This is a genomic window from Campylobacter concisus (assembly GCF_902460575.1).
Lineage (GTDB): Bacteria > Campylobacterota > Campylobacteria > Campylobacterales > Campylobacteraceae > Campylobacter_A > Campylobacter_A concisus_AW.
In genome coordinates, this window is the sequence record NZ_CABPUY010000001.1 from 483,646 (window position 1) to 506,622 (window position 22,977).

Genomic DNA, 22,977 nt, shown 5'->3' on the forward strand with positions numbered 1-22,977 from the left:
CTTAAAAAGTGTTATAAACTGGCTCATTTTAGCCAAAATGGGCTTTTAAGAGTTTTAAAGATTAAGATTTTCTAAATTTGCGCTTGCTAAGATAGCTTGAAATTTCAAGCTCCTGTCTGCGTTTTATCTCAGCTGCGATCATCTCGTTTTTAAAGCCAGCCGCCAAGATCTCTCTCACATCTATCTTTGGCTCAAATTTATGCTCATAGACCCCAAGCTCTTTTGCACGCTCTATGCGCTCTTTATTGTAAGCTCCAAGCCACGATTTTAAGGGCAAATTTAGAGCAATTTCTAGTAGCTCTCTATCACTTGGCATAGCTTTAAAAAATGGCTCTTTTAAGATAGAAAAGTAGCTCTTTGGCAGGCGCATTTTTTCTAAAATTTCTTTTGCGTCAAGCTCAAATTTTCCAAAAAGCATATACAAAAATAGCCTCTCATCATCCACGAAATTTCTAGCACTTTTAAGCTCGCTCAAAAACTGATCATTTTCACAAATTTGCACGCCAAAAATTTCTTTAAAAAGTGAAAGTTTAAAAAGATAAAACGCCCCTTTTTCAAGATGCTCTGAGCGAAAAAATTTAATAAGCTCGGTATTTATCCTATCACGGCTTAGATGCGCTAGATCAAGCGTTTTCATAAGCTCTAGCGTCTCGTCAGCTATACTAAAATCAAGCCTAGCGCTAAACTGCACGCCACGAAGCACCCTTAGCGGATCTTCTTTAAATTTCTCACTATCGATATGCCTTAGCGTCTTGCTTTCAAGGTCCTTTTTGCCGCCATGAAAGTCTAAAATTTCGCCGTTAAAGATGTTCATCATCATGGCATTTACCGTAAAATCACGCCTAAGGCTTGCAAGGCTTGGATCATTTATATAGCTTACGGCAAAGTCTTTGTGCGAATTTCCCGTCTTACTCTCGCTTCGTGGCAGACCAAGATCGTAGTTTTTATATTTGTAGATGAAGTAGCTTTTGCCAACACCGCTAGCCTTTATGCCAGCCATTAGCTCGTCAAATTTGAGAGGCTCGATGTCATAAACTTCGATGTCATAATCATAAATTTCTCGCCCAAAAAGCGCGTCTCTCACGCAGCCACCTACTAGATAGACGCGCTTGCTAAAAGGGGCAAATAGCGACCTAAAGAAGTCTAGCTCGCTATTTTTGTAAATGCTTGTACCAGTTTTTGCCTCAAATTTATTATTTTGAGAGATTTTGTAGTCTATTTTCGATGTTTGCAAGGGTAAATTCTAAAAATTTAGTCGTTAGCTCGAGCCTTTGGCTAAGGTCTTGCTCGCTAGTTTGCTTAAGCCCCTCAAAAAGCACTTCGATGCGCTCAGCAAGGTTTGCTAAGAAAATTTCCTCCTCGCTTATCTCCCTGCTCTTTGGCAGAATTTGCGCTACCTTTAGCTCTGGCTCGATTTGCGCACTTATCTCAAGCACTGGCTCATCAGCCGCCTCTTGCTCACTAGCCTCCATCGCTAAAAGCTCTTTTTTTAAATTTTCTCTCTCAAGCTCTTCTTGCTTTTTGCTTTGCAACGCCTCTATCTTCTCAAGCTCAGCGCTAACCTCACTAATGGCCATCCTAGCGATATCATCAAGCTTCATAATCTTATCAACCACCTTTTAAATTCATTTATCTCTTCGTCACTTTTCATCCTGATAAAAAACTCTTTCATCTGCTCGTTTTTTATCACGCGCTCCTTGCGAAGTCCGCTCAGGCGGTTTATCGCGCTAAGGGCGTCCTTGTTTGACGGGTCTTGTTTTAAGATGTTCTTGTAAATTTCAAGCGCATCGTCTTTTAGCCCTTGCGCCTCGTAGATCAGTGCTTCAGTGATCGTGTTTTTCATTTTTTGATAAATCCTGCTATCACGTCGCCTATCTCGCTTGTTGAGCAAACCTCAACTGCGTTAAAAGCGGCGATATCTTTTGTTCTATATCCCTTTGCAAGAGCTGTTTTTACGGCATTTTCTATCGCATTTGCCGCCTCGCTCTCGCCAAAAGCGTATCTTAGCATCATCGCTGCACTTAAAATGGTCGCGATCGGATTTGCTATGCCCTGCCCTGCGATGTCTGGCGCTGAGCCGTGGATAGGCTCATAAATTCCCACTTTGCCGCCCATGCTAGCACTTGGCAAAAGTCCTATCGAGCCACAAACCATGCTCGCTTCGTCGCTTAAAATGTCGCCAAATAAATTTTCAGTAAGTATGACGTCAAAATTTGCTGGCGCCCTTACTAGCTGCATCGCTGCGTTATCGACATACATAAAGCTAAGCTCTACTTCAGGATAGCCCTTTGCCACTTCGCTGGTAACCTCGCGCCAAAGCTGGCTTGTCTCAAGGACATTTGCCTTATCGACCATGCAGACCTTTTTCTTGCGAAGCATAGCTGTCTCAAAGGCGATCTTTGCGATGCGCTCGATCTCAAATTTAGTATAAACCATCGTATTAAACGCTCTATCTTCGCCTTTTTCGCGTGGCTGTCCAAAATAAAGCCCGCCAGTTAGCTCGCGAACCACGACAAAATCAACGCCCTTTAAAACCTCTGGCTTTAGCGTGCTAGCATCTACTAGTTCGTCAAAGATGATGGCTGGGCGTAAATTTGCGTATGCTTCTAGCTCTTTTCTGATCTTTAAAAGTCCGCTCTCTGGCCTTAGGTGTCTTGGCAGGCTGTCCCATTTCTCGCCGCCGATCGCTCCAAAAAGCACAGCATCGCTACTAAGCGCTGAGCTTAGCGTCTCATCTGGTAATGGCTCGCCAAAAACGTCGTAAGCTGCGCCGCCCATAAGCTTGTAGTCATACTCAAATTTGATACCAAACTCAGCGCTTACAACGTCTAAAACCTTTATCGCCTCGTCGATGATCTCAGGGCCGATGCCATCGCCTTTTATAACGCAAATTTTGTAGTTTTTCATCGCCGCTCCTTAGTTCATCTTCGCTTTTGCGTACTCGATAAGGCCGCCAGCGTTTAAAAGCTCTTGCATAAATGGCGGGATAGCGTTAAATTTATACTCTTTTTTTGTACTTTCATTTATGATGACGCCGTTATCTACGTCGATCTTTAGCGTGTCGCCCTCGTTTATCTCATCAGTTTCTTTTATCTCAAGTATCAAAAGCCCTGTGTTAAAGCTATTTCTGTAAAAAATCCTCGCAAAGCTCTTAGCCACAACAGCCGCTATGCCGGCCTCTTTTAGCGCTAGTGGTGCGTGCTCTCTTGAGCTACCACAACCAAAATTTTCGCCAGCTACGATGATATCGCCTTTTGCTATTTTTGAGCTAAATTTAGGATCGGCGTCTTCCATGATGTGTTTTGCTAGCTCTTTTTCGTCTGAAGTGTTTAAATATCTTGCGGCGATGATGATGTCAGTGTCGATGTTATCTCCAAATTTCCAAACTTTGCCTTGTTTCATTTTTAACCTTTAGTTTTGTAAATTTGGGCTGATTTTAACCAAAAGAAGCTAAATAAATAATCAAAAAGCCAAATCAAGCGCTCCAAAAGCCCTAAATTTAGCCTAGATAAAGCATTTTACTTGCCATAAATGATTTAAATTTAACCAAATAAGGTGGCATTTTACGAACGGTGATGCGAGCGTCAAATTACGTAAATTTTGCCTTAACTAGGCGTTTTTATTCGTAGTATTCGTAGCTGATTTCTAGCTTTTTATATAGGCCGATCTTTATTATATCGCCGTTTTCGTAGTATTTGTCCGCTGGCTTAAATTTGACCGAGGTTTTATGCGTCAAATTTCCCCGCTCGTCCCTCGTTATGTCTTTAAACTGCAAGATTTGCCAGATTTTTGCCTCAGAGCCAAAGTAATTTACCGACGTATACTCCATTTCATCGCCATTTGCTGCGTAGTAATAAACCCATTTTGAGTTTGGGGCTTGCGTGATTTTTTCGTATTCGCCGTTTGGCTTGCGCTCGAAGCTTATCTCTATGCCGTGCCGCGGCTCCATATTATCTTCTATCCGCGTTAAAACGCCCTTTTCGTCGTAAACGTAGCTATCGTCTATCACTAGTTCCCTGCCCGAATAGACCGCCTGAGCGATCATTTTGCCGTCCTTGCCGTAGGTGGTTTTCTCCGTTCGGGGGTAAAATCTATCCTCGACATACTTTTCTTTGGCCGTCGCGACTAAATTTTCGCCTTCAAATTCGTATTCGTAGAGATAAACGGCGCTGTCTTGGTATTTTTTGCGGATTAGCCCGTCTTTGCCGTACTCAAACGATACCGAGCTGTTTGGCACACCGTTTATATGCTCGGTTTCTTGCAGTATATAGCCGTTTTCGTTAAACTCCGTCTGCTTTACGCGTGTGTTTTCTAGCGTGCCAGAGCCATCCATAGAGTATTCGTACTCCGTAGCCGTCATGCTTTTGACCTTGCCTTTTAGATCCTTTTTGTTCCAGTCGCTTTGCGGTAAAACGGCCGAATTTAGAAAGCAAATCGCTGATGCCGCCACTAAGATAGCCTTTAAAATTTTCATTTTTATCCTTTTTAAACCATGCGTATCATACTCAAAAAGCGGCATAGTCAGTAAAATTCTGGCTTTTATGAGCTTAAAAATGCACTTAAACTAGCTTAAGTTTTAAGCAAGTCTGAGGTGAATTTACATTTTTTGGGGTTTAATAAATTTAAGCCTTGGCCTTTTGCAAAATTTTTCTCATCTCATCTTCACTAAGTGGCTCAACAAGCACGTTTGCAGCGTCAATGAAGTGGTATTTTTCTTTTGGTAAATTTGCCATAAAAGCTCCATATTCACACTCATCAAGCACGTGAGCGTCACTATCATCCACGCCCACAACTAGCGTAAGCACCCAGCGCGAGACCTTGCGATCTCCAAGCGCCTCTTGTGCCTGCCACGACGGAGATGGAGCATAAGGCAAGATGGTCGGTAAATTTTCACTAAGCGTATATGTGCCAAAGATTTCGTTGCCGTCTTTGTCTTGATAGAGGTGCTCTCTTGCGCTGTATGCGTCAAGATACTGCACCTGCCTCATCATCTCATCAAATTTAGCCGCAGGGCTGGCGCTAGAAAAAATTTCATCTACCATAACCGCGTCAAACGCCACGTCTCGCTCAACGCCAGAGATATAAAGCGTTTGATTTTTCTCTTTTGCATCTTTTAACGCCTCAAGCCCCCACATGATGTCAGCCTCGTAGTCAAATTTTAAAATTTGCTCACTATCATAAATTTTTTCGTTGTCGCACTCTATTTTTGAGCCAGTTTGAGCCGAGAGCTTTGAAAGTAGCTCAAGTGCGATCTGCCAGTCGCCGACGCCACTTGGAGTATAAACACGCACGATATACTCGCCATCTTCGTAGTTTAGCTCAAAGCCACGAACGCTCTTTTGCCACACGCCTGCTATCATCACGTCAGCACCAAGCTCATTTGCGCTTGGCTCCTCTTGCGCGCTGTTAAAAAAGAAAAACCCCTCAACAAGAGCTGAAATTTCACGCTCGCTTAGCGCCTTTGCGTATCCACCAAGTAGCTTCTTTTTATTTTTTACACTAAATGTCAAACTCATAAATTCTCCTTTTGCTCTAAAATGTCATCACCCGATCGCACTCTCTCACCCACTCGGACAAGATATCCATGCTGCCTTTCACCTCAGCCTCGAAATAAGGCTCTCCCACATGCAAACCGCACCTTGTTTGGCAGCTACCACAAACCTTAAGCATCGCGCCGCTAGCGTAAATCTCCTTTAGCATCGCCACTAGATCAACGTCGTAGTTTTCTGGCTTTTTAGTACTATTTCGCGCAAGATCGACTGCGTCGTTCATGAGAAAGATCCTAACCTCTTCGCCCTTTTCTTTTAGCGCTCTAGCTAGCCTTAGTGCGTTGTAAGCGTTGTCCGTGCCATTATATGGCTGATTTGTAAGTATAAATAGAAATTTTTTCATCTCTTATCCTTTTGCTAAAAATGTAGTGCAAACTGGGCAAATTTTAACCAAGTTAGGTAAAAGAGGGATAAATTTATCTAAAAAGCAAGAGCACGCCGATCGTGCAGACTATAATGGCAGTGTAAATTTCAAGTAGCCTTAGGTGCGTTTGTAAAAATTTCTTTAGCATAGCTCCGCCAAGTGCGTAGATATTTAGCGCTAAAAACTCGATGAAAACAAGCGTTACGGTGATAACGCACATGCGAGTAAGGCTAAATGGGGCCTCTTTATCCAAAAATGTAGGCAGCAAGGCTGAGAAAAATATCCACGCCTTTGGGTTTGAGATGCTAACGATGAGGCCATTTATAAACATCTGCTTTTTGCTTGGCAAATTTGAGACCTTTGTGATGCTAAGCTCGCCCTTGCCAAAAAAGAGCATCACACCAAGATAGAGCATATAAAGGCCTGCGATGATGTTTAGCGCCTTAAATGCGTAATCAAAATGATGCAATACCGCGCCCACGCCAAGCATACAGCTAAACGATACAAAAGCAATTGCTAAAAGCTGCCCAGCCATCACGAAAAATGAGTGCTTGTAGCCAAAGCTCATACCAACACTCATCGCATAAGTCATGTTGATGCCTGGCATCATCGAGATGGGCGCAAGGGTGATAAAAAATAGCAAGAAATTCATGAGATGCCTTGAAATTTTAAAGAAACAGTAAATCAAATTTAATAAATTTAAGATAAAAAACGGCGCGAAAACGGGAGGTCGGATAAATTTAAGTTTTCACTTATAATATATTAAAAATTTTTTAGTGCAATTATAATAAGAGTCTGGTATTTTTCAGAATAAGATTTAAGAAACAATATTGCAATATAAACAACAAAGGAAGTAGCCATGAATAATATTTTTACAAAAGAATTCAGTTTAATTGAAATACTAGAATCAGAATGTGAGCTCTTATGCGATAAATTAAGCAATGTAAATATTAAATTTTTAAATGATAAAATTACATTTAGACAATCAACAAATTTTACAGAATACAATTTTATGTCGGATAGCTTTAAAGATGTAAATGAATACATCTTTAACATAAAAAATAACAACACAACAATAAAGATACTCGACTCTATGCAAATAAAGTATAATTTATTGGATGCAGATTTTAAAATATACAAAATAAGCAGCGATAATTTCGATATAAATAAACCTCAAAAAGCTAGGTATAAAATTTTATTACCATGCAGTCAAAAAATAGATTATACACAACACTATGATTTATTTGAATGTTTTAATTCTGAAAATATAAACACTCAAAAAGTGAAATCAATTATTTTACCAGTAGACATCTACGAATTTAAATTATATAGTATAGATGGGTATTCGATTATTATAGACTCCATAGAAGAACTAGATTTTAAATTATTTGATGAATATTATAGAATAGTTTTAACTGCATATTGTTTTATTACTGGTTTTGCACCAGTACAAAAAGGTTATATTTTTGGCTATTATGATAATAGTCACGAATACAAAAGCTTTGTGTATGATGCAAACGCTTTCTCGGAATATAATTCAAAAGTAAAAATAATAGACACCAATGTATACAACTATAGCGAAGACAAATCTATACAAAATGAACTTATCAGCAAGTTAAAACCAGTATCAAAAGACTCTATACGAAACCTGACTAACTGTATGTTAAATAATTCAAAATTTTATGACATTATGGACATAATGTTTAATATAAATAAAATTGGTAGTTTTGGACGTAGCACTGCTTCATTATATGCCGTTTGCTTAGAAATAATAACGAGCATAATTTGTCAAGATAATAAATATAAATCCACTATAAACAATAAGACCAAAAAGAAAGAATTACAGAAAGAATTAGATCAGGCGGCACAAGACTACTACAAAGATAAAATACCTGATGAAGAATACAACAAAAGTGTTATAAAAAGGAGAATCAATGCTTTATTGCAACCAACAAATATGGATAAACTTAGATTGCCATTTGAGATACTTGAAATAGAATTATCAGACAACGACTTAAATCAACTAGAAAGACGTAATGATTTACTACATGGAAACAATCTTTTTGCAAGTAAAAATTTACCACTAAAAGATGAAGCAAAAGAAATTTTATATTTAAACTTCCAGTTAAATTATCTTGTTAATGTGTTAATCTTAAAATATATAGGCTATAGTGGTGCAGTTATGAATTTATCAAAAATTATTAAGATTACTAGCAACCTAGAGACTGTAAAAAATGAAAAACCATATAAAGTTATATGATATACAAAATTGGAACAGAATTACAAATACTTATTCTTTCATCTTACCTATACCCCTATAATCATCAAAAGCACCCCATAATCACTATAAAAAATATAGGTAGTGAAAATTTACGCTTTCACGATCAGTACGCCAAGCCCTTTGCTAGCGGCATTTTGGTAAAAATTTAAAAGCCCAGTAAAGTGCTCTTTTAAACTCGCCTTTATATCTTCAAATTCGCTCTGCCGCCCAAAGATATCAGGATACGTGTTTGAGCTAGCAAATTCTTTTAAATTTATCTTTGCTAAAAGTGCGCTAATCTCAACATTTTTCATCGCCATAGCCACCTCTTTTACATCTGTTGCACTAGAAAAAGAGATCATCTCGCTTAGCTCTTCTTTTAAGGCACTACGTCCAAAAATAGCCCAGCTAAAAGGCTCCTTCGAGCTAAAAATATCGCCAGCCTTAAGCCTCTGCTTGAAATTTGTGCCAGTTAGCATCTTACACATCGCGTCCCACAAATTATCCATGTCGTATTCGTCCAAAAGCTCGCCGACGTCGCCATTTTTGATCTTTTCTATATCATCTTGCAAATAGGCGTAGTAATGCGCGCTGATACCCATTTTAGAGCCTTAAATTTAATATGAATTTTAAAAAAGAAAGGGCGGAGCTATAAATTTAACATATCCGCACAATAAAAAGCGGATATCGTGAGATGACTTTAAATGTTACGCATAATTTTTCTACTAAATGAGAAAAATCAAAGCTCACTTAAAAGCACTCGCGATATCTCCGCTAAAATTAAGCTTAGTGAGTTAAGAAAAACTCTTGAATTTTAGCTTTGTCGCTTGTTTTTGTAAGAGCAAGCATCAAAAGCACTCTAGCTTTTTGAGCGTTTAGATTGTCGCTTGTTAAAAAGCCGTATTTTGCGTCATCGACTTCGCCGTTCATAGTTGTCTCGCCGCTTCCCACGCGTGAGTCACGAACTACCACTACGCCAGCTTTTGAAGCCTCACCAAGAGCCTCTAGCACGCTAAAGTAAGGGTTGCCGTTGCCTAGACCAGCGCTAACGATGCCTTTTGCGCCATTTTTAACAGCTACATTTACAAAGTCAGGGTTGTCATTTGCGTGAGAGTAGATGATATCAACTCTTGGAAGCTCTTTTACGCCAGTTAGGTCAAAAGCTGAGCTTGCTGTGTGTTTTCTGATCGGATTCATATAGTATTTTACGTTGCCATAAAAGACTGTGCCGATCTTGCCGCTATTTGGTGATTTAAATGTATCAACGCCTGTTGTGTTAGTTTTTGTAACCTCTCTAGCTGCGTGAATTTCGTCATTCATAGTAACCACAACGCCCTTGCCTACGCTATCTTTGCTGATAGCTACATTTACAGCGTTAAATAAATTTAGCGGGCCATCAGCACTTAGTGAGCCACTATTTCTCATCGCACCTACAAGCACAACTGGCTTGTCGCTTTTAACGACTAAATTTAAGAAGTAAGCTGTCTCCTCCATAGTGTCTGTGCCGTGAGTAACGACGATACCATCGGCTTTGCCGCTGTTTAGAAGTTCATTTATTCTATTTGCAAGCTTAAGCCAAACTTCGTTGTTCATATCTTGTGAGCCGATATTTGAAATTTGCTCGCCTTTTATGGTAGCGATCTTGTTGATATCTGGCACGGCTGCGATTAGTTTATCGACCGTAACAGTTCCAGAAGTATAGCTAGAGTCAAGCGAGCCTGAGCCGCTTCCCGCTATCGTTCCACCAGTAGCTAGGATGTAGATGGTTGGCTTAGCAACCGCTAAAGTAGCACCTAAAATCATGAGTAACACCGCCTTAAAGATTAAACGCATTTTAGCTCCTTTGCATTAAAATTTGCTAGAGCATTATAACGTCATATATTTAAAAAATTTATTAATTTTTAAAATTTATATTTATTTAAAAAATTCTTATCAAAAGCATATAAATTCCAGTCGAAACGACTATGCTAAGAAGGGCATTTTTGAATTTCAAATGCACCAAAATAGCCGTAAAAACCGCCACTATCTCGCTTAAGCCGTATGGAAACTCGCTAAATTTCGTATCTTTTAGCCCGTAGCAGACCAAAACGACCATTATCATCATTCCCATGTGCTTCTCAATGGCGTCTAAATAAGGGTTTGACTTATAGTTTCTTAACGCATAAAACGGCGTCGCCCTCGTTATAAAAGTAGCCAAGGCGCTTAAAAGCACCGCCACAAAAAGCACCATCTCGCTTGAGCTTACACTTATCAAATTTTATCCTTAAACAAAAGCAAAAATACAAAACAAAGCGCCATCGAGCCAACAAGCACAAATTTAGCTGGAAATAGGCTCACTCCAAGCACGCCAAAAAAGACCGCCGCAAAGAGCACGCGGTAGTTTTTATCATTTTTAAACATCTCAATGACGACTACTGTAAAAAGCGCTGTTAAGCTAAACTCAAGTCCCCTTGTATCGGCCTTGATAAAGTCACCAAGTATCGCTCCAAGAAGCGTTCCAGCTGCCCAGTATGACCAAGAAAGCACATTTAGCCAGGTAAAGACAAAACTTCGATTATTCGCATCTTTTAGCCCCAAATTTTTAAATATCGCAAAGGTCTCATCTGTTAGCAAAGCGATGTTTAAAAGCTTAAATTTGATCCCGCTATACTCTTTTAAAAGCGAAATTCCATAAAAAGTGTGACGCAAATTTACAAGATAGCTCACGATAAAGACCTCAACGTAGCTCGTGCCCACACTAAAGAGCGAGAGCATCATAAACTGCACTGCTCCGCCGTATCCAAGCATGCTAAGCGCCATGGCGATAAATGCGCTCACTCCCATGCTTTTTGCCAGCACGCCAAAGGCGACACCAAGCGGGAAATAGCCCATAAAGATAGGAATGGATAGTTTAAAAACGTAGTTAAATGTCAAATTTTTACCTTAATAAAAGCCAAAATGTTAGCAAAAATTTAAAAATTTAAATTTTAAAAAGCTTTTTTTACTTATAAATTTAATGACCTTTTCGCATTTTAAAACTAAATTTTATAAAATAACAACAAAAATTTATAAAGAAAATTTCTATGAAAAAGATAGTTTTACTAATATTTTTAACACTAAATTTAATAGCTCTAATGACAAATCCAAATATCAAAATCCCTCAAGCAAATAGCTGCAACATTGAGGATAACTGCATTGATTTTAGCCGCAAATATAGCGATGATGAGTATAAAAGGCTATTTGGAGTTTATAAAAGTGAGTGCGAGGTTAAAAATTTAGACGCATGCATCTATCTGGCTGAGTTTTATAAAAAAGGGCTTGGCGTAAAAAAAGACGTGACAAAATCACTAGAAATTCTTAACAAAACTTGCGATGAAAATAACAAATTTGCCTGCCACAACCTTGGTGTTGAGTATCAAGAGATGAAAGATCACAAAATGGCTTTAGATGCTTTTAAAAAAGGCTGCGATCTAGCTTTTATACAAAGCTGTTTTAACGTCGCAGTTTTATATAATAACGGCGGCGGCGTAAAAAGAGACTACAAAAAGGCAAGCAAAATTTACAAAGAAGTTTGCGAGCAAAATTTCTATGAAGGATGCTACAATCTAGCAGTTTTATACCACAACACGCCTGGCGTAAAGCGCGACTACAAAGAAGCGGTAAAGCTTTACAAAAAGGCTTGTGATAGCGACTTTAGCATATCTTGCTACAACCTAGCGAGCTTATATCAAGAGCAAAAAGAGTATGAAAAGGCCAGTAAGCTCTATTTTAAAGCTTGCAAGCTTGACTTTGCCGATGCTTGCAATAACCTAGCCAGCCTTTACGACGACGCTCTTGGCGTAGAAAAAGATGATGAAGTGGCGTTTAGATATTACAACAAGGCATGCAGGCTAGATAGCGCAAGTGGGTGCAAACATCTTGCATACTTTTACTATCATGGTATAGGGACAAAAAAGAATAAAAAGCTGGCAAAAGAAGAGCTTAAAAAAGCTTGCAAGCTAGGCCTTAAAGAGGCTTGCGAGATAGTTAGAGATTTTCACTAAAGAGCATTTATGAAAAAGCTAATTTTTTCTTTATCTCTCTTTTTGCTTCTAAATGCAGAAAATTTAGACGAGATGTGCCAAAGCGAGGGCGATATAAGAGCGAATTTAACGAGCTGTTACAAGGCTGCTACAAAAATTTATAACTCTTCAAGCGATGATAAAGATTTTAAAAAGCTAAAAGAGATATTTTTACTAGCTTGCGAAAATGATATGAAAGAGGGTTGTTACAGCGCTGCACTCAACTACCAAAATAGCTACAATGACGTGGGTAGCGAGCTTAATCAAACTATCATATTAAATAGATATGCAAGATTTCTTAACTATGCGCTTTTGGGTGGCGGCAAAAAAGAGGATAAAATGGCAGCCAAAAGCTACTTTCAAAGATCATGCGAGCTAGGCTTTAAAAAGGGCTGCGATATGAGAAATTTATTAGATAAGCTTGGGTATTAAATTTGATATTTACTATAAATTTAAAGCTTTTTATCTAAACTTATTTAAATTTTTAAAAAGGCAGGCAATGAAAAAGATCGTTTTACTTTTATCTTCTGCAGCTCTTTTGTGGAGTGCAAATTTAGACCAAAAAGCGCTTGAGACAAAGTGCGAAAAGGCTGATACCGCAAGCTGCTACGAGCTTGGAGCTATCTATCAAGAGAACAAAGCCTACCAAAAAGCGGGCGAGTTTTACAAAAAAGCTTGCGAGCTAAAACACGCAAGTGCTTGCAGTAGCGTGGGCGTGCTTTATGACATGGACTACATAAAAGATGTAAATAACAAAAATGCAGCCAAATTTTACCAAAAGGGCTGCGAGCTAAACGACGGCTTTGGCTGCGCAAGGCTCGGCTTTGTCTATACGCTAGATAAAAACTATCAAAAGTCAAAAGAGCTCTTTTTAAGAGCTTGCGAGCTAAAATATGGCGACGGATACTACGGCCTTGCACTTTTATACTATGACGGAAATGGCGTAAAGCGAGACGTCAAAAAGGCAAAAGAGCTCTTTGAAAAGAGCTGCGAACTAGACGCTCCAGCAGGCTGCAATAGCCTTGGCATGATGCTTCATAGTGGAAAATATGTAGAAAAAGATCAAAAAAGAGCTAGCAAACTCTTTATAAAAGCTTGCGAAATGGGCTTTGGGGATGGTTGTCATAACCTTGGGGTCATTTACTATGAAGCAGAAGGCGCTGAGGCTAATAAAAATTTAGCCAAAAAATACTTTGGCAAGTCCTGCGAGCTAGGCAACGACGAAGACTGCCAAATTTACAATGCTCTATAAATTTAATGCACCTGACTTTTTGGACCCTTGCCCTTTGGGGTCCTGTCTGAAAAGTAAAAAACATCAAGCGTAAAAGCAACAAGTATAAGTCCAACAATAGCCAAAGTCGCGTCCATATTACCTACCTTTTAAGTCCATTTACTATCTCTAACATCGAATCACTCGTAGTTATCGCCTTTGAGTTCGCCTCGTATGCGCGCTGACCTGTGATAAGATCGGTCATCTCTTCAACAAGCTGAACATTACTCATCTCGACAAAGCCTTGTCTAATCGTGCCAAGTCCGTCAAGGCCTGCTACACCTACCACCACATCGCCGCTAGCGCTTGTTTGGAGGTAATTATTATCGCCCATCGAGTGAAGACCGGCTGGGTTTATGAAATTTGCTAGCTCGATCTGACCTATCTGAGCCATGTCGGTTTCGCCAGCTTGCAAAACTGAAACGGTGCCGTCAGTGCCTATTGAAATTTGCGTCGCATTTGCAGGGACTGTAATCTGCGGTATGAGCTGGTAGCCATCGCTATTTACGATCGTGCCGTTTGCATCAAGCTTAAATGCGCCGTTTCTGGTGTATGCCGTCGTGCCGTCAGGGAGCTGAATTTGAAAAAAGCCGTTGCCAGCTATGACCATATCTAGGTTGTTGCTGGTCTCTTTAAAATAGCCCTGAGAGAAAATTTTATTTATTGCTGTTGGGCGCACACCAAGACCTACTTCGATGCCTGTCGGGCTTGTAGTAGTCTGGCTTGTAGCAGTGCCTGCGTACTCCATGACTTGATACATAAGATCGGCAAATTCAGCCCTATTTTTCTTATATCCATAGGTATTTACGTTTGCAATGTTGTGTGAGGTTACGTCTATCTGCGTCTGCTCGGCGATCATGCCAGTGGCCGCAGTGTAAAGTGATCTCATCATAGTTTTATCCTTTTATTAAGCTTTTAGGGCTAGTTTTTGAACAGCATCTTGGTTAAGGTCAGTCATGTGGCTTGTCATAACCTTTTGATACATATCAACTAAGCGCTGGGTTTCTATTAGACCCACCATTTCTAAGACTGGATTTACATTTGACATTTGAGCGTAGCCTTGCATCACGCTATCAGCCTCGTCAAGCTCAGTTATGTCGTCAAAATTTCTACTCTCAAAGAGATTGTCGCCAACCTTTTTTAGATCCCTTATCTCTCTTGGCTGAGCGATGTAAAATTTAGAAAATTGATTGTTATTTGAGTATAAATTTCCATTTTTATCAACGGTTAGCACCTCGCCTTGTGGCACTTGGATGCCTCTTTGACCAGGATTTTGCGCTTCATAGCCACTTGGCAACACCCTGTAACCCTCTTTTGTGACGATGTAGCCGTCCGCGTCAAGGCTAAAAGAGCCATTTTTGCTTAGTTTTACGCCATTTGGAGTATCGACTAAGAAAAAAGCATCGTCTCTTTTTATCGCAAAGTCAAGCGTATTTGAGCTGTATTTAAAGCCACCAGCGCTAAAGTCGGTGTACTCTTCGCTCACTTGTGGCACACGATCAAGCGTTCTATTTAGAAATTTAGCTCCGTCTTTTGTGTGATTTTTAATCGGAAGCTCATCTTGCGTCTCTTTAAAAATTCTCGCAAAGTCGCCGATAACTACGTCGTTTCGCTTGTAGCCGATCGTATTTACATTTGCAAGATTGTTTGAGATGACATTTAGTCTGTTAAACTGCGTTACCATGCCAGCAGTGGCTTGATAATAACCATTTTGCATAAATTTTCCTAATCAAAATTTGATTTTTTAGAATTACTAAGCAATCATCGTTCCAACTTTCTTTTTATACACTTTTAAAAAATTTTGGGTATAATCCACTTTCTTTTAACCAACACTTAAATCACAATGATACGATTTGAAAGGAAATTTATGAGCGCCGCAAAAGACTCTTTTTCTCAGATAGAAGAGCTTTTTGTTGAAAATGCAAAAGGCTTTTTGACATACGAAAAATTAGTAAAATTATTAGACAAAGCTCCAACGGCTACGATAGTAAAAAAGATAGAACAACTCGCAAAAACAAACAAAGTCCAGCTCATCACATCTGCTGAGGCTGCAAAACTTAGAAATTTAGCCGATGCTAAAAAACGTCAAGAAAATGCTCAAAAAAGCGATCAAGATATCGACGAGGATCTCGACCTTTCAGGCGAGAGCGACCTTTTAGAGTGGTCAAGATCAGATAGTCCAGTAAGGATGTATCTAAGAGAAATGGGTCAGATCGCACTTCTTACAAAAGAAGAAGAGGTTGAGATCAGCAAGAGGATCGAGCTTGGCGAGGATATCATCATCGATGCATTTTGCTCAGTGCCGTTTTTGATCGATTTCATACTTGATTACAAAGAGCCGCTTATCAACAGAGAGCGCCGCGTAAAAGAGCTTTTTAAAAGCTTTGAGGATGAGGGCGAAAATGAAAATGAAGAGAGCGAAGAGGATATAGACGAAGAGGATGAGGAGAACGAAGAGAACGAAACTCCTAAAAAATCAGCCAAAAACGACAAACGCGCAGAAAAAGTTATAGAGAGCTTTAAGGCCCTTGAAAAGGCTAAAAAAGAGTGGCTAAAGACAGCAAATAAGCAAGATAAAGTTGAAAGCGACGACACAGCTTCAAAGATGACGCTTGCATTTAAAAAGAAAATTTTAAAAGAGAAGCTGATGGATCTTGGTCCAACAAGCAAGCTAATCAGCGAGATCGTAAAATCAATGGAGACAGCGCTAAAAAGCGACGATGAATTTGATAGAGAGCTAAAGCGCTTGGAGTATCGCTTGCCGATGTTTAGTGACGAGCTAAAGAAAAATCACAAAAGCATCTTAAAAGATATCATCAAACTTAGCAAAGAAGAGATCGCTGCTCGCGTACCAGAGGCTACAATGGTCTCAACCTACGTCGAGATTAAAAAGCTTTTTACGACAAAAGAGGCGAGCAAACAGGGCTTTGATCTTGAGCCAGCAAGACTAAAAGAAATTTTAGAGCAGATCAAACGTGGAAAGAAAATTTCAGACGAAGCAAAAGCTAGAATGGCCAAGTCAAACCTCCGTCTAGTCGTAAGTATCGCAAAACGCTATACAAACAGGGGCTTGCCATTTCTTGACCTCATCCAAGAGGGCAACATAGGCCTTATGAAGGCGGTTGATAAATTTGAATATAGAAAAGGCTATAAATTTTCAACCTACGCCACATGGTGGATTCGCCAGGCTATCTCACGCGCGATCGCCGATCAGGCAAGGACAATCAGGATACCTATCCATATGATAGAGACGATCAATCGTATCAACAAAATCAACCGCAAATACCTCCAAGAAGAGGGAAAAGAGCCTGATGTAAGCGTCATCGCAAAAGAGGTCGGACTAAGCGTTGATAAGGTAAAACAGGTGATCAAGATCACAAAAGAGCCTATCAGCCTTGAAGCTCCTATCGCAAACGAAGAAGACGGTAAATTTGGAGATTTTGTTGAAGACAAAACTTCGCTATCACCGATAGATCAAATTTTAAAAAGTGACCTTAGAGAGCAGATCGACGATGTGCTTTCACAGCTAAATGAGCGCGAAAAGGCGGTTATTTCGATGAGATTTGGCTTGCTTGAAGATGAGAGCGACCGCACACTTGAAGAGATCGGCAAGGCACTAAACGTCACTCGTGAGCGTGTCCGCCAGATAGAAAGCTCGGCTATTAAAAAACTAAAACATCCAAAAGTTGGTAGAAAACTCAAAAACTACATCGAGGGCTAACAAGCCCTGCCCTTTTTAGGCGAGATCCACTACCCCGGGCTTAAATTTTATACTTTTAATCTACTTTTTTACTTTTGCAACAAAGATGTCAAAAAGCCATTAAGAAATTTTATAAATTCTTAGATCAAATTTGTAACATTTGCTTTTCTCTTTTTGAGAATTTATAACCAAAGAATTAGCTCAAAAATATCATAAAACAAAATTAATCTAATTTGCTCTTTTGCAGGTACGTTTGCCAACTAAATTAACCCAATAAAGATCAAATTTTAATTTATAAATATGTTTTATGACTTAAAAAAAAATAGAAACAAAAAAGAGTTTTACCGGCACAAGACCGGTAAAAATTTATTCACCTAGAAGTTTATCTAGTTTTGCAGTCAAGCTCGTAGTATCGTGAGCTTTAGCTAAAGAGGCAGCATGTAGCTTTAAATTTGCTTGTAAATTTTCTTCCAAGCTCTTTGCTATGTCGCTACTATCAAGATTCTCTACGCTATTAGCATTTGCTACGCTTCTAGCAGCTAAAGCGTTCATACCTCTAAATACAGCGTTTTGTGTCGAGCCGATCTCTGAGCGAAGTGAATTTATATTTTTCAAAATATCGCCAGAATTTGAGCCATCTTCTTTAACATTTAAAAGAGCATTTGTGCTTAAATTTACATTTCTTGTACCCTCGCCTGTAAAAAATCCAAGCTCGGCGTCAAAAATGTTTTTACCGTTAAATTTGGCCTCTTTTACGCTGTCGCTCATCGCATTTTTAAGCGCATTTATCTCGCCTTTTATATCCTTTTGTTCATTAGCCGAAAGAGCTGGGTTTGAAAGCTTGCTTGATAGCTCACCGATCTTATCAGCGCTCTCGCTTAAATTTAAAAGCGTTGAGTCAGCGATCTGAAGCATGCCGATCATATCGTTTGCATTTGCTATGCCCTCATTTAGGACATTTGTTTGCGAAAGTAAGCTCTCTGCGATTTGCAAATTTGCACCTGATGCTTTGATCTCGCTATTTGCAGAGATGGCGTTTAGCGCCTTTTTCTCGCTATTTTTAGCTTGATCTAAATAATAGTTTCCTGAAGCCTGGTTTGCAGTATAAGTTCCTAACTTCATATCAACTCCTTTTTTAGTAGTTTTGAGACGGATTTTACTATAAATTTCATAAAAAGTTGCAAAAATATTTCTTAAAGCAAAAAATATTATAAAAAGAATTTAGAAAAAGCCATTTTTCCTAAATTCTTCGCCCTTTTTAGTCTTCTAGTCTCACGGCAATTGATCTTTTATGGGCTGTTAGTCCTTCGGCTTCGGCTAGCTGCATGCATGGTTTGCCAAGGTGCATGATACCTTTTCTGCTAACTGAGATGATAGAGCTTCGCTTCATGAAATTTTCAACTCCAAGCGGTGAGTAAAATCTCGCACTTCCGCCAGTTGGCAAGGTGTGGTTTGGTCCAGCTAAATAGTCGCCCATCGCTTCAGGTGTGAAGTGCCCAAAAAATATCGCTCCAGCGTGTTTTATCTCGTCCATATAGCTCAAAGCGTCGTTTGTAGCGACCTCTAGGTGCTCCACAGCAAGCTCGTTCATCAGTTTAAAGCACTCTTGCAAGTCTTTTGCGACGATGATAGCAGCTTTGTTTCTCATGCTAGCACTAGCGATTGGTTCGCGTTTTAGTGTTTTTAGCTCATCCTCTATATGTCTTTGCACTGCCCTTGCGAAGGCCTCCACTGGCGTTATCAAAAAGGCACTTGCGATCTCGTCGTGCTCGGCTTGCGAGAGTAGATCGATCGCTATGTGGCGAGGGTCCGCACTATCATCAGCGATCACGCCTATCTCGCTTGGACCTGCGATCATATCGATATTTACGTCGCCATAAACTAGCTTTTTAGCAGTCGCTACGTAGATGTTGCCAGGTCCTGTGATGACATCGACCTTTGGCACGGTTGCTGTGCCGTACGCCATCGCTGCGATCGCGCTTGCACCGCCTATTTTAAAAGCTGTTTTGATGCCACATAGATGCATCGCAGCAAGAAGCAGAGGATTTACCTTGCCATTTGGCGCTGGGGTGCAGACAACGATCTCTTTTACACCAGCTACGATTGCTGGGATAGCATTCATAAGAAGCGAGCTAGGATATGCCGCCTTGCCGCCTGGGATATAAAGACCAGCGCGATCAACCGGAGTGTATTTTGCGCCAAGCAAGATGTCGTGCTCGTCCTTATATGTCCAGTCGCTTGGTTTTGTGCGCTCGTGATAGCTTTTTATCCTGTCGTGGGCTAAATTTAGAGCCACTCTTAGGGCGTTATCTAGCGAGTTGTAGGCCGCCTCCATCTCTTTTACGTCGATTATTATGTCGTTTTTGCTTGTGACATTAAATTTATCAAATTTGGTTATCTGCGTAAAAAGCGCGCTATCGCCATCTTTTCTTATCTCGTCTATGATACCCGCAACTACTGGCATTACGGCACTCATGTCATTGTCACTTCGTCTAACAAGCTGCGAAAATCTACTCTCAAAGTCAGCGTCGCTGCTGTGTAAAAATTTCATTTATGATCCTTTATTTTTAGTTTTCTCTCATATCTTTGCTTTTGTGTAATGTTACCCAAAATTCCGCCCTGGTGGATATATAAAATTTCGCTCCCAAGCTTATCTAAATTTGCAAAAAGCGTCATAAAGCCCACTGGGTCGTAGATAAGCTCAAATTCCACGCCACTTTTGCACACTTCAAGCCAAATTTCATAAAGCTCTTTGTATAAATTTCCAAAATGATACTTCTTTGGCGGATTTAAAATTTGCACTTTGTTGTTTTTATCTAGCTCATAAATTTGCTTTTTTAGATAGTCGCTATCCCCTACGCAAGGCACTGTAAATACTCTAAGATCGGTGTGCTTTGCCAGATAACATGCGCTTGTACCTGTGCCTGAGGGCAAGAAAATATCAGGCTTTATGCCACTTTTTTTGCTCCACTCATTTATCTCACGTGCTTGCGTGATAAAGCCAAGCTCAGCCTCACTCTGCGCCACACCCTCGTTTATAAAGAGCGCATTTTCTCTCTTTGCTAGCTCTTTAGCAAATTTCTCGCGCTCCTCTTTTACAAAAATTTCCATGCCATTTTCAAGTGCAAATTTGAAATTTCCAACTGGATCTTGCTCTAAATTTGAGCTTAGATGAGAGACGACGTAGTGAAATTTAAGCCCCTTTAGCTTGGCAAAAAGACTTAGGCTATACATAGCATTTGACTGACTTGAACCGTGAGATACGATGGCTTTGATGCCGCTAAGATCGGCCTTTAAAAAATACTCTAGTTTTCTTGCTTTATTGCCGTTAAACTCGCCTAGCAGATCATCTCTTAAAAGCCAAAATTCTCGCCCCCTAAGAACAACCCGCTCAATCACCCTTAAACTCCAAAAATTTCTCTATCTCGTTGATAGCCTCTTTGTTTGAGAGTGAAAATTTGATCTCGATACGCCTTGAAGCATCCTTGTCCTCGGCTCCATCTTTAAAAACTAGCTCGTTGTAGCTTCGGCCACTTGCGACAAGCAGCTTTCTAAGGCGCGCGTCATCGCTGAATGAGTTTATAAACTCCATCACGGCGTAGGCTCTTTTTTGTGAGAGCTCTAGGTTGTAAATGTAGCTTCCGTCGCTATCAGTAAAGCCCTCTATGACGATCTGATCGATGTTTGAGGCGATCTCTTTATCATTTAAAAGCACGTCAAAATACTTACTAAGTGTGGCTTTTAGCTCCTCTTTGACCTCTTCTTTTAAGACCGCACTTGCCTTATCAAAAAGCACTGAGGAGCTAAGCTTTAGTGCGCCTGAGTTTGGATCGATCTCGATGCTATTTCCTAGCCTATCTTTTAAGGCTGAGATCACTTTTACCCTTATGCCAGTTAGGTTTTTGACCCTGTCACGAGTGACATTTAGATCCCTTAAAAGCTCGTCATATCTAGCCTCTTTTTTGCTCACTTGCTCGAGCAAAAAGGCGATCTTGGCTAAATTTTTCTCGCTGCTTGCGTTTGCGTCGCTAAGTGCTCTATCTTTTGATGAAATTTCATCATTTAGCACGATCATCTTTTGATTTAGATCAAATATGCTGGCATTTAGCTCTTTTATGCTCGCATTTGCGTCTTTGTTTTCCTCTATGAGCTGGGCTAGTTTTTCTTTTAGGGCGTCTATTTGTATGACAAAAATTTCATTTGATTTTTTTAAATTTATGTTTTCGTCGCTTATCTTTGAAAGCTCGCTTTTTAGGGCGTCATTTAGCTCTTCAAGGGTGAAATTCTTACCCTGGGCGTCTTTTAAATTTGCTAGTGCTGCAATGATGGCTTGCTCTTTATTTTCAAGAGTGTTTTGAGTTAGGACGTATTTTACGACGACAGCGCCTATTAGCAGCATAAAAACAAAGAGCAGACCCGCCATCAAGTCTGCGTACGAAACCCAAAAGCTCGATTGATCCTCGTTATTTTTGTTTATTTTCATTGCACTAGATTTTCGATTTTTTCTATTACAGAATTTGCTTCTTTGTCGATCTCGTCTATATTCTTCTTAAGCTCAGCAATGAGGCTCTCGCGCTCTTTTTCACGCTCCAAGCTCCTGCCCTCTTGCTCGTAGGCTGCCTTAAATATCGTCGCACTCTCCACGAGTGAGGCTCTAAATGCCTTTAACGCCTCGTTTTGCTCTTTCATCAAAGAGAGAGAAAATTCTTTTAAAATGGCATCAAAACTCTTGATAGTCTGCTCAAATTTTAGCTGGCTCTCTTTTGTGGCGTTTAAATTTCTGCTAAAAATTTCGCCAAGCTTTGCATGCTCGGTTAAAATTTTAACCTCCATATCTTTAAAGGCGTTAGAAAACGCACCAACTGCCTTTAATATATCGGAGTGGATCTTTACAAATTCATCTTGTTTTAGCCCAGATTCATTTAGCATTTTTAAACTTGCGCTAAGTTCTGCTTTGCTTTGATTGATGATGTTTTTTTCAACCTCACAAAGCTCTTTTAGGCTGTTAAATTTCTCATTTGTCTGCTCGCTTAACTCTTTTATAAATTTATCATCAAGCACCATTTTAAAGGCATCGTGACTATCTTTAAAGTAGCCTACACTTGCTTTCATGAAATTTGCATTTAGCTCATTTTCCTGCCAGAAAAACTCTCGGCTTAGCTCTTTTTGCTCGCTGTAAAATCTCTCAAATTTACTAATGCCGATCTTTTCAAAAAACATCCACCAAAGCGCTAAAAATATGCCATATATCGATACATAAAACGCCGTAGCCACGCCGTTTAGCAGTATAGCGATCTCTTTTTCAAGGCCATTTGTCGTGCTTGAGCTAAACTCTGGCATGGAGATAGCGATACTGATAAAAGTGCCCAAAATTCCAAGCATAGGAAAGACTGCTTGACCGATGTTTGCTAGGTTGTCATTTCTAAAATTTCTTGTATAGCTCTCGAAAAAATCTTCAAATTTAGCGTTTGCCTTTTTGACGCCTGAAATTTCAAAAAGGTGAGCGATGATAAATTCTTTTAGTCTTATCTTGTAGTCTTTGGCATTTGCTAAGAAATTTGAGTAAGCGACCAAGGCGCTGTGGCGTGAAAATATAAAAGCGACAAAGAGTATAACGCCCATCATCACGATGGTGTGAAGCTTCATCTGAAAATTTATAACGCCAAGATACGCCAGTATCGCCAAGATGTAGATAGCTAAAGGGATAAAGATAACTTTAAAAAAGACAAAGAAAGAGTGAGCTTGGCGCTCCTTTGGCACGCTTAGCTCACTAAAATCATTTTGATTTTGCATA

25 protein-coding genes are annotated in these 22,977 nt (G+C 39.8%); 5 read left to right on the forward strand and 20 right to left on the reverse strand.

All coding sequences use genetic code 11. The features are described 5' to 3' along the window. Positions 1-61 precede the first annotated feature (61 nt). The 9 genes from F3G76_RS02380 to F3G76_RS02420 form a co-directional block, all read right to left on the reverse strand. Positions 62-1,234, reverse strand: a complete 1,173-nt coding sequence (locus tag F3G76_RS02380) for a tRNA nucleotidyltransferase/poly(A) polymerase-related protein (RefSeq protein ID WP_109146403.1) — start codon at positions 1,232-1,234, stop codon at positions 62-64. Continuing rightward, positions 1,194-1,616 (reverse strand): CiaD-like domain-containing protein, encoded by a 423-nt coding sequence (locus tag F3G76_RS02385; RefSeq protein WP_223227397.1) that lies wholly within the window; start codon positions 1,614-1,616, stop codon positions 1,194-1,196. Before F3G76_RS02385 ends, F3G76_RS02380 begins: the two co-directional genes overlap by 41 nt. After that, positions 1,598-1,843: a hypothetical protein gene (locus tag F3G76_RS02390; protein WP_002941772.1), complete on the reverse strand. Its 246-nt coding sequence runs from the start codon at positions 1,841-1,843 to the stop codon at positions 1,598-1,600. Before F3G76_RS02390 ends, F3G76_RS02385 begins: the two co-directional genes overlap by 19 nt. Further along, the gene (gene leuB, locus F3G76_RS02395) at positions 1,840-2,907 is read right to left on the reverse strand and encodes a 3-isopropylmalate dehydrogenase (RefSeq protein ID WP_109146405.1); all 1,068 of its coding nucleotides are present in this window, start codon (positions 2,905-2,907) and stop codon (positions 1,840-1,842) included. The genes F3G76_RS02390 and leuB overlap by 4 nt, the downstream gene beginning before the upstream one ends. A 9-nt stretch (positions 2,908-2,916) precedes the next feature. Further along, the gene (locus F3G76_RS02400; RefSeq protein WP_012140000.1) at positions 2,917-3,402 is read right to left on the reverse strand and encodes a 3-isopropylmalate dehydratase small subunit; all 486 of its coding nucleotides are present in this window, start codon (positions 3,400-3,402) and stop codon (positions 2,917-2,919) included. 217 nt (positions 3,403-3,619) lie between these two features. Beyond that, positions 3,620-4,474 (reverse strand): hypothetical protein, encoded by an 855-nt coding sequence (locus tag F3G76_RS02405; RefSeq protein ID WP_149705812.1) that lies wholly within the window; start codon positions 4,472-4,474, stop codon positions 3,620-3,622. 148 nt (positions 4,475-4,622) lie between these two features. Continuing rightward, positions 4,623-5,516: a DUF4299 family protein gene (locus tag F3G76_RS02410; protein WP_149705813.1), complete on the reverse strand. Its 894-nt coding sequence runs from the start codon at positions 5,514-5,516 to the stop codon at positions 4,623-4,625. A gap of 16 nt (positions 5,517-5,532) precedes the next feature. Next, positions 5,533-5,892 (reverse strand): DsrE/DsrF/TusD sulfur relay family protein, encoded by a 360-nt coding sequence (locus F3G76_RS02415; protein WP_149705814.1) that lies wholly within the window; start codon positions 5,890-5,892, stop codon positions 5,533-5,535. 73 nt (positions 5,893-5,965) lie between these two features. Continuing rightward, positions 5,966-6,565: a LysE family translocator gene (locus tag F3G76_RS02420; protein ID WP_149705815.1), complete on the reverse strand. Its 600-nt coding sequence runs from the start codon at positions 6,563-6,565 to the stop codon at positions 5,966-5,968. A gap of 207 nt (positions 6,566-6,772) precedes the next feature. Here F3G76_RS02420 and F3G76_RS02425 point away from each other — a divergent pair, with 207 nt between their 5' ends. Next, positions 6,773-8,173 carry a hypothetical protein gene (locus tag F3G76_RS02425; RefSeq protein ID WP_149705816.1) on the forward strand — a complete coding sequence of 467 codons (1,401 nt, stop codon included), beginning with the start codon at positions 6,773-6,775 and terminating at the stop codon, positions 8,171-8,173. 110 nt (positions 8,174-8,283) lie between these two features. Here F3G76_RS02425 and F3G76_RS02430 read toward each other — a convergent pair whose 3' ends face one another. The 4 genes from F3G76_RS02430 to F3G76_RS02445 form a co-directional block, all read right to left on the reverse strand. Beyond that, positions 8,284-8,775 (reverse strand): DUF1877 family protein, encoded by a 492-nt coding sequence (locus tag F3G76_RS02430; protein WP_149705817.1) that lies wholly within the window; start codon positions 8,773-8,775, stop codon positions 8,284-8,286. Between the two features lie 184 nt (positions 8,776-8,959). Continuing rightward, positions 8,960-10,006: a type II asparaginase gene (locus F3G76_RS02435; RefSeq protein ID WP_103650606.1), complete on the reverse strand. Its 1,047-nt coding sequence runs from the start codon at positions 10,004-10,006 to the stop codon at positions 8,960-8,962. Positions 10,007-10,091: 85 nt separating this feature from the next. Continuing rightward, a complete protein-coding gene (locus tag F3G76_RS02440; protein ID WP_087580903.1) occupies positions 10,092-10,427 on the reverse strand; it encodes a branched-chain amino acid transporter permease in 336 nt (111 codons plus the stop codon). Next, a complete protein-coding gene (locus F3G76_RS02445) occupies positions 10,424-11,086 on the reverse strand; it encodes an AzlC family ABC transporter permease (protein ID WP_149705818.1) in 663 nt (220 codons plus the stop codon). The genes F3G76_RS02440 and F3G76_RS02445 overlap by 4 nt, the downstream gene beginning before the upstream one ends. Positions 11,087-11,235: 149 nt before the next feature. Here F3G76_RS02445 and F3G76_RS02450 point away from each other — a divergent pair, with 149 nt between their 5' ends. The 3 genes from F3G76_RS02450 (at position 11,236) to F3G76_RS02460 (ending at position 13,465) form a co-directional block, all read left to right on the forward strand. Next, positions 11,236-12,195, forward strand: coding sequence for a tetratricopeptide repeat protein (locus tag F3G76_RS02450; RefSeq protein ID WP_149705819.1), 960 nt, complete (start codon positions 11,236-11,238; stop codon positions 12,193-12,195). 9 nt (positions 12,196-12,204) lie between these two features. After that, positions 12,205-12,645 carry a hypothetical protein gene (locus tag F3G76_RS02455; RefSeq protein ID WP_149705820.1) on the forward strand — a complete coding sequence of 147 codons (441 nt, stop codon included), beginning with the start codon at positions 12,205-12,207 and terminating at the stop codon, positions 12,643-12,645. Between the two features lie 67 nt (positions 12,646-12,712). Then, positions 12,713-13,465 (forward strand): tetratricopeptide repeat protein, encoded by a 753-nt coding sequence (locus tag F3G76_RS02460; RefSeq protein ID WP_149705821.1) that lies wholly within the window; start codon positions 12,713-12,715, stop codon positions 13,463-13,465. Positions 13,466-13,586: 121 nt separating this feature from the next. On the opposite strand, the gene flgG is transcribed toward F3G76_RS02460, so the two are convergent. Next, positions 13,587-14,375 (reverse strand): flagellar basal-body rod protein FlgG, encoded by a 789-nt coding sequence (gene flgG / locus F3G76_RS02470; RefSeq protein WP_002942100.1) that lies wholly within the window; start codon positions 14,373-14,375, stop codon positions 13,587-13,589. Positions 14,376-14,390: 15 nt separating this feature from the next. Then, positions 14,391-15,200, reverse strand: coding sequence for a flagellar hook-basal body protein (locus tag F3G76_RS02475; RefSeq protein WP_103601859.1), 810 nt, complete (start codon positions 15,198-15,200; stop codon positions 14,391-14,393). A 150-nt stretch (positions 15,201-15,350) separates the two neighbouring features. Here F3G76_RS02475 and rpoD point away from each other — a divergent pair, with 150 nt between their 5' ends. Beyond that, positions 15,351-17,204: an RNA polymerase sigma factor RpoD gene (gene rpoD, locus F3G76_RS02480; RefSeq protein WP_021088371.1), complete on the forward strand. Its 1,854-nt coding sequence runs from the start codon at positions 15,351-15,353 to the stop codon at positions 17,202-17,204. Between the two features lie 345 nt (positions 17,205-17,549). On the opposite strand, the gene F3G76_RS02485 is transcribed toward rpoD, so the two are convergent. The 5 genes from F3G76_RS02485 to F3G76_RS02505 all read right to left on the reverse strand — a co-directional run bounded on the left by F3G76_RS02485 (position 17,550) and on the right by F3G76_RS02505 (position 22,976). Next, positions 17,550-18,305, reverse strand: a complete 756-nt coding sequence (locus tag F3G76_RS02485) for a flagellin (RefSeq protein ID WP_188116560.1) — start codon at positions 18,303-18,305, stop codon at positions 17,550-17,552. 136 nt (positions 18,306-18,441) lie between these two features. Further along, entirely contained in the window at positions 18,442-19,734 is a 1,293-nt protein-coding gene (hisD, locus tag F3G76_RS02490) for a histidinol dehydrogenase (RefSeq protein ID WP_149705823.1), read from the reverse strand. Further along, positions 19,731-20,582: a pyridoxal-phosphate dependent enzyme gene (locus tag F3G76_RS02495; protein ID WP_149705824.1), complete on the reverse strand. Its 852-nt coding sequence runs from the start codon at positions 20,580-20,582 to the stop codon at positions 19,731-19,733. The genes hisD and F3G76_RS02495 overlap by 4 nt, the downstream gene beginning before the upstream one ends. After that, a complete protein-coding gene (locus F3G76_RS02500) occupies positions 20,575-21,666 on the reverse strand; it encodes an OmpA family protein (protein WP_149705825.1) in 1,092 nt (363 codons plus the stop codon). The genes F3G76_RS02495 and F3G76_RS02500 overlap by 8 nt, the downstream gene beginning before the upstream one ends. Next, on the reverse strand, positions 21,663-22,976 hold the full coding sequence (locus F3G76_RS02505; RefSeq protein ID WP_149705826.1) for a MotA/TolQ/ExbB proton channel family protein: 1,314 nt from the start codon (positions 22,974-22,976) through the stop codon (positions 21,663-21,665). The genes F3G76_RS02500 and F3G76_RS02505 overlap by 4 nt, the downstream gene beginning before the upstream one ends. Between the last annotated feature and the right edge of the window lies 1 nt (position 22,977).

Excerpts from the sequence above, each read along its gene's own strand:
- F3G76_RS02390 (WP_002941772.1), bottom strand. The coding sequence starts at position 1,843 with ATGAAAAACACGATCACTGAAGCACTGATCTACGAGGCGCAAGGGCTA.
- leuB (WP_109146405.1), bottom strand. The coding sequence starts at position 2,907 with ATGAAAAACTACAAAATTTGCGTTATAAAAGGCGATGGCATCGGCCCT.
- F3G76_RS02400 (WP_012140000.1), bottom strand. The coding sequence starts at position 3,402 with ATGAAACAAGGCAAAGTTTGGAAATTTGGAGATAACATCGACACTGAC.
- F3G76_RS02405 (WP_149705812.1), bottom strand. The coding sequence starts at position 4,474 with ATGAAAATTTTAAAGGCTATCTTAGTGGCGGCATCAGCGATTTGCTTT.
- F3G76_RS02410 (WP_149705813.1), bottom strand. The coding sequence starts at position 5,516 with ATGAGTTTGACATTTAGTGTAAAAAATAAAAAGAAGCTACTTGGTGGA.
- F3G76_RS02415 (WP_149705814.1), bottom strand. The coding sequence starts at position 5,892 with ATGAAAAAATTTCTATTTATACTTACAAATCAGCCATATAATGGCACG.
- F3G76_RS02420 (WP_149705815.1), bottom strand. The coding sequence starts at position 6,565 with ATGAATTTCTTGCTATTTTTTATCACCCTTGCGCCCATCTCGATGATG.
- F3G76_RS02425 (WP_149705816.1), top strand. The coding sequence starts at position 6,773 with ATGAATAATATTTTTACAAAAGAATTCAGTTTAATTGAAATACTAGAA.
- F3G76_RS02430 (WP_149705817.1), bottom strand. The coding sequence starts at position 8,775 with ATGGGTATCAGCGCGCATTACTACGCCTATTTGCAAGATGATATAGAA.
- F3G76_RS02435 (WP_103650606.1), bottom strand. The coding sequence starts at position 10,006 with ATGCGTTTAATCTTTAAGGCGGTGTTACTCATGATTTTAGGTGCTACT.
- F3G76_RS02450 (WP_149705819.1), top strand. The coding sequence starts at position 11,236 with ATGAAAAAGATAGTTTTACTAATATTTTTAACACTAAATTTAATAGCT.
- F3G76_RS02455 (WP_149705820.1), top strand. The coding sequence starts at position 12,205 with ATGAAAAAGCTAATTTTTTCTTTATCTCTCTTTTTGCTTCTAAATGCA.
- F3G76_RS02460 (WP_149705821.1), top strand. The coding sequence starts at position 12,713 with ATGAAAAAGATCGTTTTACTTTTATCTTCTGCAGCTCTTTTGTGGAGT.
- flgG (WP_002942100.1), bottom strand. The coding sequence starts at position 14,375 with ATGATGAGATCACTTTACACTGCGGCCACTGGCATGATCGCCGAGCAG.
- F3G76_RS02475 (WP_103601859.1), bottom strand. The coding sequence starts at position 15,200 with ATGCAAAATGGTTATTATCAAGCCACTGCTGGCATGGTAACGCAGTTT.
- rpoD (WP_021088371.1), top strand. The coding sequence starts at position 15,351 with ATGAGCGCCGCAAAAGACTCTTTTTCTCAGATAGAAGAGCTTTTTGTT.
- F3G76_RS02485 (WP_188116560.1), bottom strand. The coding sequence starts at position 18,305 with ATGAAGTTAGGAACTTATACTGCAAACCAGGCTTCAGGAAACTATTAT.
- hisD (WP_149705823.1), bottom strand. The coding sequence starts at position 19,734 with ATGAAATTTTTACACAGCAGCGACGCTGACTTTGAGAGTAGATTTTCG.
- F3G76_RS02500 (WP_149705825.1), bottom strand. The coding sequence starts at position 21,666 with ATGAAAATAAACAAAAATAACGAGGATCAATCGAGCTTTTGGGTTTCG.
- F3G76_RS02505 (WP_149705826.1), bottom strand. The coding sequence starts at position 22,976 with ATGCAAAATCAAAATGATTTTAGTGAGCTAAGCGTGCCAAAGGAGCGC.